The following is a 13,357-nucleotide window of genomic DNA, read 5'->3' as shown; positions in this document are numbered from 1 at the left end:
AATCACTCATCAAAGTGATGATTTTGCAAAGAATACTATCCCAAATGGTGTTTTATATTGCCGTTAAGATAAGACAGGTCTAGTCTTGTGGTACCTTTCAGCAGTCAAAAGAAAAAGTATAGATGAAAAGTGGATACATTTACCCAATCGGTACCCCTGGCCAACCTTGGAGCGAAGAAGAACGTAAAGCTTGGTTAGCAACTCAAGAAGTAAAACGTAGCTACCAAGATGAAGTTGTCAGTAAAATCGATGCTCTACGCGAGCGTTTTGATGTTGAACAATACGGTGCACTCTCATACAACGAGGCACGTTTCCCTCTGTTTTGTATCAAAACTCGCAACTGGGATTCAACGAAGCCTGTTGTTTTGGTCACAGGTGGCGTGCACGGTTACGAGACGAGTGGTGTACATGGCGCTTTAAAGTTTGTAGAAACAGATGCAGAGTGCTACGCAGAGCATTTCAATATTGTCGTTGCACCTTGCGTGAGCCCTTGGGGTTACGAGGTGATCAACCGCTGGAACCCAAACGCGATTGATCCAAACCGCTCTTTCTATAAGGATAGCCCTGCCGAAGAATCTGCCAACCTCATGAAGCTCGTTGCGACATTAGGCAATGTATTAATGCACATTGATTTGCACGAGACGACAGACTCCGATGAAACAGAGTTCCGTCCTGCGCTTGCCGCTCGTGATGGCATTGAGTACATCGAGGGCATGATCCCAGACGGTTTTTACACGGTGGGAGATAGTGAAAACCCTCAGCCTGATTTTCAAAAAGCGGTGATTGAATCGGTTGCAAAAGTGACTCACATTGCACCTGCAGATGAAAATGGCGAAATCATTGGTTCACCAGTCGTACAGTTTGGCGTTATCAACTACCCAATGGTGAAGCTGGGTCTGTGTGGCGGCGTAACAAATTGCGTTTACGGCACGACAACGGAAGTGTACCCAGACAGCCCAACGGTGACCGACGAAGAGTGCAACGATGCGCAAGTTGCAGCCGTGGTCGGTGGTCTGAATTACGTTCTGGCTCAGTTATAATAAGCGGTTCTTATATTGCTCCGGTGTCATGCCGGAGTATTTCTTGAACATCGCGATAAAAGGGCTGGCTTGGTTATAACCTAACGTTAGCGCGACTTCTTTCACGGTCTGCCCTTTACGCAGCAACTCCATAGAATGCAAATAGCGTACACGTAAACGCCACTCAGTAAAGCTCATGCCCAACTCACTCTGGCAGTGTCTCGCTAACGTGCGTTCAGTGGTATGCACTTTTTCTGCCCATTCTGCCAAACTGATCTCATCCGTCGGCGATTCTTCTACTGCTTTTAAAATCGGTTCAAGATACTTGTTATCGGTCGTTGGTAAAAAGTGGTGTTCCACTTCTTGTTTTGCGAGCTGGTCCAATAACACCTGTACCAAGCGCTTGTCTTCATCACTTTGCGCCACGTTAATATCTCGTTGACGAAAGTCCTCAATAATGGACGACACGATTGGAGTCACTTTGATCAGACTCGTTTTGGTAGGAAAGTGCGCCGTCAATTCAGGGGCAATGTTCAAAGAACAATATTCGATAGGTTTACGGTTGTAACTAGTATGACGGATTCCAGCAGGAACCCAAATTGCAAGATGCGGAGGCGCTAGAAATCTTGTATCTTCTGCATCCATCTCTAGGATCCCACCGCTGATCAGCTGCACTTGCCCCCAAGGATGGCTATGAATTCGTGTTTCTGTATTAGAGAGAAAGGCTTCAAAATTCATAAATACATCCGATGGTGCGCGGTCGATTGATAATGAGGGATGAAGATTTCTGGCGCTCTTTTTCAAAATTGTCTTCCTATCGCTTACGATGTCTTTTAAGAGATACTTTTTATTATAAAGACCTGCCAGACTAGCGCCATCAATAATTGTGCTATAGGGTTCTCATGATTTATTTACTTCCGTTTTTCACCGTTATGATTTGGGGTGGTAACTCAATTGTGAATAAGATGGCAGCAAGCGCCATTGAACCAAGTGCGATGAGTTTCTATCGTTGGTTTGTCGCAATGGTACTTCTAACTCCATTTTGTCTGCCTGCGATCATCAAACAACGACACATTATTCGACCTTACTTAACTAAGCTGGCGTTTCTTGCGTTACTTGGTATGGTGCTCAACCAATCACTTGGCTACTACGCTGGTTTAACGACAACGGCTTCCAACATGGCACTGATTACCTCTTTGGTTCCTTTGATCAGTGTGTTTTTAAGTGTTCCTCTGTTAGGCAAGTCTGTATCAATGTTAAGTATCGTCGGTGGTGTGATTTCGCTCGGCGGCTTGGCGTTTATGCTTGGTCATGGTGATATCACCTACTTTTTACATCAAGACATGACCCAAGGTGATAGCCTTATGCTGATTGCAGCCATGGTATACGCGGCTTATTGCGTGCTGCTAAAACGCTGGAAGATGCCTTTCAGCAGTTTGACTCTGGTTTACATGCAAGGCTTCTTCTCGGTTGTGATGCTTACACCACTTTGGCTCTCTAGTGAGCAACTGTTACCAAGCCAAGACGCGCTACCATTAATCGCCTATGCTGGCATTGCGGCTTCCATTTTTGCGCCGTTAATGTGGGTGAAAGCGATCGATTCAATTGGCGCTGATTCAAGTGCCATGTTCATGAACTTAATGCCCGTCGTTTCTGTCGTACTTGCTTCAACGTTGATTGGTGAGAAAATTTACGCTTACCACATTATTGGTGGGCTGTTAGTCATCTCTGGCGTTATCCTGTCGCAAATAAAAATACGACACAGAAAGCCATTGCCCAATTCTGAGATTGCCTCAACCGCCAATTAATCCCAGTTCCCCAAGCCACAGAACTACGCTGTGGCTTGTCACTTCCAGCGTTCGAATAAAAGTTAATATTTTGTTTCATTCGCTATTCCCGAAAATTCATCTTGCTGCTAAATTGGGAAAACAATAACTCACCAAGGAAAGACAGATGAGCAGTGGTCAAAGAGACATTACCCTTCGCTTTTTAGCAGAACCCAGTGACGTCAATTTCGGCGGAAAAGTGCACGGCGGTGCCGTAATGAAATGGATCGACTTAGCAGCCTACGCCTGCTCTGCAGCGTGGAGTGGCAAATATTGCATTACTGCATACGCAGGTGGTATTCGTTTTGTTGCGCCGATTCATGTCGGCAACTTAGTCGAAGTTAGCGCGAAAGTCATTTATACCGGACGAAGCTCAATGCACATCGCGATTGACGTGCAAGCCAGTGACCCAAAACAAATGAAAAACAGACTCACCACCCACTGTATCGTTATTATGGTTGCTGTAGATGAGAACGGAAAACCAACCGACGTGCCGAAATGGGTTCCAGAGTCTGATGAAGATAAAGCCTTGGAACAATCCGCTATCCGCCTTATGAACATGCGCAAAGAAATCGGGGAAGAGATGGAAGCGCACGTAAAGTATCTCAAGTAACCTACATCCGTTAAGAACGCTATTGACTACCTCAACGTTACTTATAACCAGAGTGTGGAGCAACATCATGGTTTTGCCATTTGCTTCACACTCGGCCTCCTCTGTCATAAATCCTTCACCTAGCTTTGCTTAAATCCTTCCACTATTTTGGAGTTGGATAGAGTTTGGATCTTGAGACTAAAAGAAACGACCTTAAGTGAAGAGACGTTGACCAATTTAAAAGCGGTCGAGTACCAGTGGGTAAGAACCATGTACGTCGAGGGGTATAACGAAACAGAAATTAACCATTACATTCAAACCTGCTTTGGCGGTGATGTCACCTTTGCAAATTTATTTCGTCGCGTCGCACTACAGCAAGAAAGCTTATACACGCTGCTTCAATACGTTGGATGTGCCCCCTCCAGTCGAGAGTTTTAATCCTTACCTACCTCAATTTTACTGATACCTGAACTCAGGTTATTTATGTGAAGTGCTACGCAGGGCATTCTCCTAGCCCTGTGTAATCCATTGCAAAGCCGCTAATCTTTATCCGCTTATTGAACAACTGTATTTAACAGGTATAAAAAAACCTGAGTCAAAACTCAGGTTATGGTTACAAAAACTGTTAGTGATTGAATCGTAAGGAACTAAGCTAACAGCCAGCTATGCGTAACGCCAATAAAAGCCAAGATATTACTGATCGGCGGCCAAACCAAAATTGTAATATCCGTGCTACGTATAAGGGCGACCATATGGTCGCCCTTTTCTAGTTATTCTTATCAATCTCAGACCACAAGAGATTATCCTTTCACACCACCAGCGGTTAGACCACCAACCAACCAGCGTTGAGCAAGTAAGAATACGGCAGTGATTGGCACTGCTGAAAGTACAGCAGCTGCAGCAAAGTCACCCCACAAGTAGTTTTGTGGATATAGGTATTGCTGCATACCCACTGCAAGTGTGTACGAGTCTACATCAGAAAGTAGTAGTGATGCTACAGGAACTTCACCAATTACCATGATGAACGACAAGATGAATACTACCGCTAGGATTGGCACTGACAGTGGAAGCAGTACCAAACGGAATGCTTGCCATGGTGTCGCACCATCCAGTGCCGCCGCTTCTTCTAACGAAGAGTCAATACTTTCGAAGTAGCCTTTAATCGTCCAAACGTGCAGGGCGATACCACCTAAATAAGCGAAGATCAGGCCGCCGTGCGTGTTCAAACCAAGGAAAGGAATGTACTGACCCAATTTGTCGAACAACGCGTATAGAGCAACCAATGCCAATACCGCAGGGAACATTTGGAAGATCATCATCGCTTTTAGGATAGTGTTCTTACCTTTGAACTTCATACGAGCAAACGCATAAGCTGATGTGGTTGATAGCGCCACGATTAGGATTGCAGAAATACCACCCACTTTTACTGAGTTCCACAGCCATGTCATGACTGGGAATGGTGGCGGTGTAACTGTACCGTCTGGGTTAGTCACCGAGAAACCTAATGCCAATTTCCAGTGATCAAGCGTTGGGTTGTCTGGGATCAGGCTACCCGTTGCAAAGTTACCTTCACGGAATGAAATCGCGATGATCATCAGTAAAGGGAAAATAATCAGTGCCAAGAATGCCCACATCGCAATATGAGTAGCCCAAACACGATACTTTAATGACTTACCTTGTACCATTGCCATTGTAATCTCTCCTTAGTCCTGAGCTACTTTAGTTACGCGTAGGTTGATAAGTGCCAATGCGCCAACCAATAGGAAGATAAGTGTTGCTACTGCACTTGCTAGACCGAAGTCTTGACCGCCCGCACCTTCGAATGCGATTCGGTAGGTGTAACTTACCAATAGGTCTGTGTAACCCGCAGGTTCTGACGTACCAATCATGTTTGGACCACCGCCTGTCAACAACTGGATAAGCACGAAGTTGTTGAAGTTAAAGGCAAAGCTCGCAATCAACAATGGTGTTAACGGCTTCAACATCATTGGTAGCGTGATACGAGTAAAGTTAGTAATAAAGTTCGCACCATCAATTGCTGACGCTTCATATAAATCATCAGGAATCGCTTTTAGTAGACCCATACATAGAATCATCATGTAAGGGAAACCAAGCCACGTGTTCACAATCAGGATCATGGTTTTCGCCATGAACGGGTCTGAGAACCAAGCAGGGCTAATACCGAACAAACCTTCCAGAAGCATGTTGATCTCACCAAAGCTTTGGTTAAACAAACCTTTAAAGATCAAGATAGAAATAAACGCCGGTACCGCATAAGGCAGAATCAGTAAGAGTCGGTAAACCGAACGGCCTTTTAATGCTTCCCACTGAACAACACTTGCTAGAACAAGACCAATTACAAGCGTAAATAGTACGGTGAGTGCTGAGAACACAATCGTCCAGATAAAGATACTGATAAACGGCTCTTTGATACCATCATCTTTCCACACACGCTCAAAGTTGTGTGTGCCAATGTTCACCACAAAGCCAGGAGACACTGTGCTACCAACAAACTGACCGTTTTCATCGACAGGTTGGTAGTAACCTACTTCCATATTTGGACGTAACGTCTCTTCAGTACGATTGTTGTAAAGCGTTTCGCCGTCTTCTTGCAGCGTGTACAAAGGCACAACTGCCGCAAACTTACGTAACCCGCTCATGCGGATGTCTTCACCGCTCGGCAGATGCAAATCAACACTGCTCAACGTATTACGGCTCTTAACAATCGTCTTGATTGATTCTTTCTCGCCCGTAGCTTCTTCAATTGGCGATAGGTCAAGATCCGATGCTGAAAGGCTATCTAGTTGAAAAGTGGGCGTAGCAAGTAGCTCCCCATCTTTTTCAACCACAAGCTGATGTCCTTGATCCGTTTTATATAAAGTGAACGGGTAGCTATCACCACTTTGATAAGTTCTGTCCAAAAGTACGCTCTGCGCACGATCAAAAGAGAGTTGGTTTTTCGCGCTGTAGTTGGTAAACGCCAAACCTATGGTGTACGCCAGAGGGAAAAGAATGAAAAGGATCATCCCTGCGATACCAGGGTAGATGTAACGGTGTGCGTACGTCTTTTTACTACCAAAGATGAACAACGCTAAAGCGGTAAGAATGATCGTAAGTAGTGCAAACGCAATCTCACCGCGTGAATACATAAGGATTGTTGCGTAGCCATTGATAATGCCGACTGTGCCTAAAAGTGACCATTTCATGAACACTTTTTTGCTGCTCGGAAGGCTGGCTTCTGGTGCTGTCATAGCATTTGTACCTTGAACTGACTGCATAGGGAACCTGCTAGCGAATATAGAATAAATATAGAAAAGTAAGGAGGAGTTGCCCCCTCCTTAAAAAGGTCTTACTTAATTATTTAGTCATTTGTTTTTCTGCGTCTGCCAATGCTGCATCGACAGTTTGACGACCATCAACTACGTTGATGATTGCGTTCTTAGCCGCGCCCCAGAATGCGTTCATTTGAGGGATATTTGGCATAATTTCGCCGTTCATCGCGTTATCCATAGTCGCAGCGATACGAGTATCTGAATCTAGTTCACGTTGGAACGAGTTAAGCGCTACCGCACCTAGAGGCTTATCGTTGTTAACCATACGTAGGCCGTCGTTTGTTAGTAGGTAGTTCTCAATGAACTCAACCGCTAGGTCTTTGTTTGGAGACGCAGTGCTGATACCAGCCGTTAGAACACCAACGAATGGCTTAGAAGATTGACCTTGGAACTTAGGTAGCGTAGTCACGCCGTAGTTAACGCCAGACTTCTCGATGTTGCCCCAAGACCATGGACCGTTAATCGTCATCGCTGTCTTGCCTTGGTTGAATGCAGACTCAGATACTGAGTAGTCCATATCTGCAGAGATCACGCCTTTGTCGACCAAGCCTTTTACGAAGCTCATTGCGTCTTTAACGCCTTCTTTCGCGATACCAGCGTCTTTAACATCGTAACCTTCAGAAGTGTATTTGAACGCGTAGCCGCCATCAGCAGCCATTAGTGGCCAAGTGAAGTACGGTTCTTTTAGGTTCCACATGATTGCAGACTTGCCGTCTTTTTTAAGTTTTGCATCTAGCGCTGCAACTTCTTCCCAAGACTTCGGTGGGTTTGGAACTAGGTCTTTGTTGTAGATTAGAGATAGAGACTCAACTGCAACTGGGTAGCCGATCAATTTGCCGTCGTAACGTACTGCATCCCAAGCGAAATCAACAATACCTTCTTGAATGTTCTTAGAAGGTTTAATTTCTGCTAGCAGGCCAGCTTCTGCGTAACCACCGAAGCGGTCGTGAGCCCAGAATACGATGTCAGGACCGTCACCAGTCGCTGCAGTTTGAGGGAATTTGTCTTGAAGGCCATCTGGGTGAGCCACTGTCACTTTAATGCCAGTGTCTTCTTCGAATTTTTTACCAACTTCAGCAAGGCCGTTGTAACCTTTGTCGCCGTTGATCCAGATAGTAAGTTGTCCTTCTTCGATGGCAGCATTAGCACCAAAAGAACCCAAAGCAACAAGAGTACCTAGTGCTACAGCGCTTAACTTTTTCATGTTCGTATCCTTTTTATATTTTTGATGTAGGGCTAGTCCATTGAGGTTCAGCCGTATTTCGACATATATCATCTGAAATAATCCAATATGTCTCATCCTCCTAATCCCTACGCCCTTACAATTATGACGTATTTTCGTGATCTAAATCGCCAAGGGTAAGAGACTCAAATCACAAAACGGATACTTCCTGTGATCGGTTTCAACTTTAGGTGGTGCAATAATGTGATTTCCGACCAACTGCTTTATTCCTCCTCCTTTTTTACTCCTCCCTACCTACTCCCCCTACAATTATTTCTATTAGGAGGATGTCGCACCTCGCACAATCTTACAAACTTCAGTCATCCAAGAGTGGATGGTAAGAACCCTTTCCCAGCAGTGCCTACGTATTAGGAAAAAGATTTGCTGGTTTTGCATTGCCAGACGAGTGGAATGTCATTATTGGTGTTGTTTGTGGTAATTATTTCACGGGGGAGACAACACGAATAATGTGGGGGAGAGAAACTCGTACTTGGCTATGATGGGTAGCACTTCTATTCAGGACATTTTATTGAAGTGCTACCCTACTTTTCTTACCAACCGCAATAACTTACCGATTCCTACTGTTACTGCTCGCTAGATAATTCATATAATGATGAGCGGTGAATAATAAAAAATTGATCGAGGACGAGCTACATGGCGAGTGTCACGTTAAAAAATGTTTGTAAAGCGTATGGCGACGTACTGATTTCTAAGAACGTAGACCTAACAATCAACGAAGGTGAATTTGTTGTTTTCGTAGGTCCATCAGGTTGTGGTAAATCTACCCTTTTACGTTGTATTGCCGGTCTTGAAGACATTACTTCAGGTGATTTGTATATTGGTGACCAGCGCATGAATGACGTCGAACCATCCAAACGTGGTGTTGGTATGGTATTCCAGTCTTACGCTCTTTACCCACACCTTAACTTATATGACAACATGTCATTTGGCTTAAAATTAGCAAAAGCAGACAAAGCAGAAATCGACAAACGTGTTGAGCAAGCTGCAGAAATTCTACAATTGGGCCACTTACTTGAACGCCAACCAAAAGCGCTTTCAGGTGGTCAGCGTCAACGTGTGGCTATCGGTCGAACACTGGTATCGCAACCTAATGTATTCCTTCTGGATGAACCACTATCAAACTTGGATGCCGCACTGCGTGTAAACATGCGTGCGCAAATCACTAAGCTACAACGTCAACTTGGTTGTACCATGATCTACGTAACACACGATCAGGTGGAAGCAATGACAATGGCAGATAAAATCGTTGTACTAGACGGCGGTTATGTATCGCAAGTTGGTAAGCCACTTGAACTTTACCATTACCCACAAAACCGCTTTGTAGCAGGCTTTATCGGTTCTCCGAAAATGAACTTCATGAGCGTATTCATTGATGAAGTAGAAGCAGAGCGCGTCAAAGTTCAACTATCTAATGGCGTATCTTTCTGGATTCCAGTGGATGGCACGACGGTTAACCGTGGCGACCGCATGTCTTTAGGCATTCGCCCTGAGCACCTATTATCCGCTTCTGAAGCTGATGCAAGCATTCACGGTGAAGTGATGATTGTTGAGAAGCTAGGTAACGAAACTCAAGTATACCTAAACCTAGAAGGTGCGGACGCGGACGTTATTTTCCGTCAGCCTGACACGCTCGCAGTCGATACCGGCGATAAAATCGAGATTGGTATTCCAGCACACCGTTGTCACCTGTTCCACAGTGATGGTCGTGCATGCCGCCGCCTATACAAAGAAAACGGCGTAGAAGTCGAATAATTCTTTCGTCCTGATTCACAATAAATCCCTCTCACTTGAGAGGGATTTTTTTATCCTAATAAATATAAGTAATTCGATACTAAATCATTAATCGTTAACCCATAAGATCACCCGTTTCTTCTACCTTTACATAAACCATTGTCTTTGTACTGATACTTCATTTTTAATACTTTTCCTCATCCCTCATGAGTAAGTACCAGCTTTTTCCTAACCCGCCAAACTTAGCCAAAGGTCTAAATTTCATTCTTATTTCCACTTACCTCAACAACGCAAATTTTTACACTTATCAACGAAATTACACGTGACAAAAAACTCAGAAGCATTCAACAGAATGCTCTGTTCACCAACTACTAATAACGCTCACGACACGGCAATTGGGGGAGACACCCAAGGGCGGTAGCGTGTAAGAAGGGAAACTGAGTCATGAAACAAAAAGGACTTATCCGCTCTCACGAGATGGAGTTCGCTTTTTTATATCGCATCTCAGATCTTGCTGTCATCGTCTCTTTTATGCTGCTTTTAGTGTTCAAAGACATGAATACTGCGATGGGGAAAGATTACGTCATACTGGCTTTTGTTGGAGGCATCTCCTTTCTATTTATGGCAGAAAGCGGCAATCTGTACCGCTCTTGGCGAACCAGTTCGTTTAAAGAGCAGATGATTATTGTCTGTGTGGCCTGGGCAGTAACTTCCGCGCTTATCTTTATTGTTCTGTATTTTTCGGAAGTCTATGACTTATTTGATAACACTATTCTGGCATTGTGGTTTGCGATTACGCCCGCTCTACTTTTGGCATGGCGAGTGACATTCCGTACCGGATTAGCCTATTTAAGAAAAAAAGGATTCAACACTCGTACTGCAATAATCATCGGCCAAACTCCTCACGGCATTACCCTTGCTAACGAAATTCAAAACCACACTGAACACGGTGTACTTTTTGATGGCTTTTACGATGAGCGTTCTTCCGACAGATTGCCAAATTCTGCTTACCCTATTAAAGGGGCAGTTGACCACGCTCTTGAGCGAGCCAAGAAAGGGGAAGTGGATTACGTCTATATCGCAATGCCAATGCACGCAAAAGAACGTATTGCATCGCTTCTTAACCAATTCTCAGACACCACCGCAAATACGTATCTGATTCCTGACTTCTTTACCTATAACCTTTTGCATTCTCGTTGGGCGCAAATCGGCCAAGTTCAAACGCTCAGCGTATTTGATACGCCATTTGCTGGAATTTCTTCCTGGGTAAAACGGTTTGAAGACATCTTGTTTTCGAGCATTATTTTAGCCTTGATATCTCCAGTCCTGCTCACCATTGCGATTGGCATTAAGCTGACCTCTAAAGGTCCGGTCATTTTTAAACAGCATCGTTACGGCCTCGATGGACGCAAGATTGAAGTATGGAAATTCCGTTCAATGACCACTATGGATCAAGGCCCTCACGTGAAACAGGCGACAAAGAACGACCCACGCATTACGCCTTTTGGTGGTTTTCTGCGTCGCACCTCTTTGGACGAACTGCCTCAATTTATCAATGTACTGCAAGGGACCATGTCTATTGTTGGTCCACGCCCTCACGCCGTGGCGCACAATGAAGAGTATCGCCAGATTGTTGACCGCTACATGCTACGTCACAAAGTAAAACCGGGCATTACTGGCTGGGCGCAAATTAATGGCTATCGCGGCGAAACAGACACCTTAGAAAAAATGGAAAAGAGAGTCGAATTTGATTTGGATTACATCCACCACTGGTCGGTTTGGATGGACATCAAAATCATCTTCATGACCGTTTTCAAAGGGTTCACTGGTGCTAACGCTTACTAAGGTTGAGATTATGAAGAAACTGACAATGGCAATAGCATTGAGTCTGTTTTCAACTGGCTTACTCGCAGAACCGATGGCTTACCAAACCGAGTCTGGCATTGAGTTTATTCCCCTCGTAAGAACTTTCTACGAGGGCGATGACAACATCAACAAAGCGGAGGAATCCGGCAATGTAGAATCGGTCAATATTTGGGGTATAGAGCCAAGCTTATTAGCACGTATAGAAAGGAATCGCTATCGCGCAGATATTTTGTACAAGTTGAAAGCAGGTTTTTCATCCGATGACCGCAACGACTTCGACGATCATACCTTTCAGTTTTCCAACTTTTTTGAGTTCAATCATCGTCATCGTTTAGTGGTTGATTATCGTTTTCGCGCCCAGCATGAAATTAGAGGGGAAGACATTACCGAAGGTAATGGTAGCGCAATCGACTCACCAATTGAGTTCAACCGTAACGATATCAAAACCAATTATGTCTTTGGCTCTAACGGTGCAAAAGGCAGACTCGAATTCGGTTTAGGCTACAGTGATAAAACCTATCAAAACTACCGTGACGGATTACCTGGGCGCCCAAACGCTAAAACGAAATACAACGATTTTCGAGCTCCCAATGCACACTTGGAATTCTATTTAAGGGCGACGCCAAGAACCTATTGGTTGGTTGGGACAAAACAACTAGTAACCGACTATCAACACCGAAATTCTGCGCAGCCTTCCAAAGATAACAACACCAGTTTCTATTACACAGGTGCCGAATGGGAAGTAACGGGAAAAACCAAAGGCATCGCTCGACTCGGTTATCAAATCAAAGATTTTGACAGCGCTCAACGAGAGACATTTAAAGGCTTCAGTTGGGATATCGGCTTTGAATGGCTGCCTCAAGAACAAACTCTAGTCAGCGTGAAAACCACTCAAGCGGCAGTTAACCCAGATCAAGATGGCGATTACAACCTACAAACTCGTTACCGACTGAACCTCAAGCACGATTGGAATAGTTACCTTGCAACTCGCTTAGGTGCTATTTATCAACAAGATGACTATACGGGGATCACCAGAAACGACGATCGCTACACTCTCTCTTTTGGTATCGATTATCAAATTAAACGCTGGGTACAGCTGCAAGCCGACTGGCAATACCAAGATAAAAACTCTAGCCGATCGGGTTATAGCTTTGAACAAAACATTTGGACTTTAAGCGCACAGTTTTCTCTGTAAAAAGGATTATTAATGAAGGCATTCATCACATTCATGAGTGTAGCGTTGTTGCTATTTAGCACTTTGGTCAACGCTGACTCAAACGAGGAAGATTACTTACTCGATACTGGCGATACCATTTCCGTGCAGGTCTATGGTGAAGAAGATCTTACGATTAAAAATATTCTAATAACGTCAGATGGCTATTTTGATTACCCCTACCTTGGCCGAATCAAAGCAATCAAAAAAACACCGAAACAACTCAAGTACGAAATAGAAACGGGCTTAAAAGGCGATTATCTCATCAACCCAAAAGTGATGGTCACTATCAATAACTTTCGTCTGTTTTACGTTAATGGCGAAGTCAGGAAACCAGGTGGATTTGAGTACCGTCCAGGGTTAACCATAGAGAAGGCCATCGCTTTAGCGGGTGGCTTGACCGACCGAGCCTCACGCAAAGGCATTAACCTCACCAAACATAAAACGGGTCAAACGATAGAGGGTGTCAGTATGCACCGCAACGTTGAGCCTGGTGACATTGTATTTATCGACCAGAGCTTCTTTTAAGTGACAG

General features: G+C 44.4%; 12 protein-coding genes. 8 read left to right on the top strand and 4 right to left on the bottom strand.

Going from position 1 to position 13,357, the window contains the following annotated elements; genetic code table 11:
- Window positions 1–122 precede the first annotated feature (122 nt).
- Window positions 123–1,040, top strand: a complete 918-nt coding sequence (locus MTR11_RS11505) for a M14 family metallocarboxypeptidase (RefSeq protein WP_243327573.1) — start codon at window positions 123–125, stop codon at window positions 1,038–1,040.
- Here MTR11_RS11505 and MTR11_RS11500 read toward each other — a convergent pair.
- The gene (locus tag MTR11_RS11500; protein ID WP_048625321.1) at window positions 1,035–1,823 is read right to left on the bottom strand and encodes an AraC family transcriptional regulator; all 789 of its coding nucleotides are present in this window, start codon (window positions 1,821–1,823) and stop codon (window positions 1,035–1,037) included. The two genes, MTR11_RS11505 and MTR11_RS11500, sit on opposite strands and share 6 nt — an antisense overlap.
- A 98-nt stretch (window positions 1,824–1,921) precedes the next feature.
- Between MTR11_RS11500 and MTR11_RS11495 the strand changes: the two genes are divergently transcribed.
- From MTR11_RS11495 to MTR11_RS11485, 3 genes are all read left to right on the top strand, one after another.
- On the top strand, window positions 1,922–2,827 hold the full coding sequence (locus tag MTR11_RS11495; protein WP_074189861.1) for a DMT family transporter: 906 nt from the start codon (window positions 1,922–1,924) through the stop codon (window positions 2,825–2,827).
- 145 nt (window positions 2,828–2,972) lie between these two features.
- The gene (locus MTR11_RS11490) at window positions 2,973–3,458 is read left to right on the top strand and encodes an acyl-CoA thioesterase (RefSeq protein ID WP_005392490.1); all 486 of its coding nucleotides are present in this window, start codon (window positions 2,973–2,975) and stop codon (window positions 3,456–3,458) included.
- A 171-nt stretch (window positions 3,459–3,629) separates the two neighbouring features.
- On the top strand, window positions 3,630–3,875 hold the full coding sequence (locus tag MTR11_RS11485) for a hypothetical protein (RefSeq protein ID WP_005375277.1): 246 nt from the start codon (window positions 3,630–3,632) through the stop codon (window positions 3,873–3,875).
- Between the two features lie 362 nt (window positions 3,876–4,237).
- Here the strand turns inward: MTR11_RS11485 and malG are convergent, their stop codons facing one another.
- The 3 genes from malG to malE form a co-directional block, all read right to left on the bottom strand.
- Window positions 4,238–5,128 (bottom strand): maltose ABC transporter permease MalG, encoded by an 891-nt coding sequence (gene malG / locus MTR11_RS11480; RefSeq protein ID WP_005375275.1) that lies wholly within the window; start codon window positions 5,126–5,128, stop codon window positions 4,238–4,240.
- Window positions 5,129–5,140: 12 nt separating this feature from the next.
- The gene (gene malF / locus MTR11_RS11475) at window positions 5,141–6,715 is read right to left on the bottom strand and encodes a maltose ABC transporter permease MalF (protein ID WP_031780258.1); all 1,575 of its coding nucleotides are present in this window, start codon (window positions 6,713–6,715) and stop codon (window positions 5,141–5,143) included.
- Window positions 6,716–6,794: 79 nt separating this feature from the next.
- Window positions 6,795–7,973: a maltose/maltodextrin ABC transporter substrate-binding protein MalE gene (malE, locus tag MTR11_RS11470; RefSeq protein ID WP_005375272.1), complete on the bottom strand. Its 1,179-nt coding sequence runs from the start codon at window positions 7,971–7,973 to the stop codon at window positions 6,795–6,797.
- A 672-nt stretch (window positions 7,974–8,645) separates the two neighbouring features.
- Here malE and malK point away from each other — a divergent pair.
- The 4 genes from malK to MTR11_RS11450 all read left to right on the top strand — a co-directional run bounded on the left by malK (window position 8,646) and on the right by MTR11_RS11450 (window position 13,350).
- Window positions 8,646–9,764, top strand: a complete 1,119-nt coding sequence (gene malK, locus MTR11_RS11465) for a maltose/maltodextrin ABC transporter ATP-binding protein MalK (RefSeq protein ID WP_005375271.1) — start codon at window positions 8,646–8,648, stop codon at window positions 9,762–9,764.
- 423 nt (window positions 9,765–10,187) lie between these two features.
- Window positions 10,188–11,588 carry an undecaprenyl-phosphate glucose phosphotransferase gene (locus tag MTR11_RS11460; protein ID WP_005392488.1) on the top strand — a complete coding sequence of 467 codons (1,401 nt, stop codon included), beginning with the start codon at window positions 10,188–10,190 and terminating at the stop codon, window positions 11,586–11,588.
- 10 nt (window positions 11,589–11,598) lie between these two features.
- Window positions 11,599–12,804: an outer membrane beta-barrel protein gene (locus tag MTR11_RS11455; RefSeq protein ID WP_243327572.1), complete on the top strand. Its 1,206-nt coding sequence runs from the start codon at window positions 11,599–11,601 to the stop codon at window positions 12,802–12,804.
- Between the two features lie 12 nt (window positions 12,805–12,816).
- Window positions 12,817–13,350, top strand: a complete 534-nt coding sequence (locus MTR11_RS11450; RefSeq protein WP_005392485.1) for a polysaccharide biosynthesis/export family protein — start codon at window positions 12,817–12,819, stop codon at window positions 13,348–13,350.
- Window positions 13,351–13,357 lie beyond the last annotated feature (7 nt).

Source organism: Vibrio sp. CCB-PB317, assembly GCF_022808245.1.
Lineage (GTDB): Bacteria > Pseudomonadota > Gammaproteobacteria > Enterobacterales > Vibrionaceae > Vibrio > Vibrio diabolicus.
Note: the sequence above shows the minus strand (reverse complement) of the source record. Positions and strands in the feature narration are given on the sequence as shown.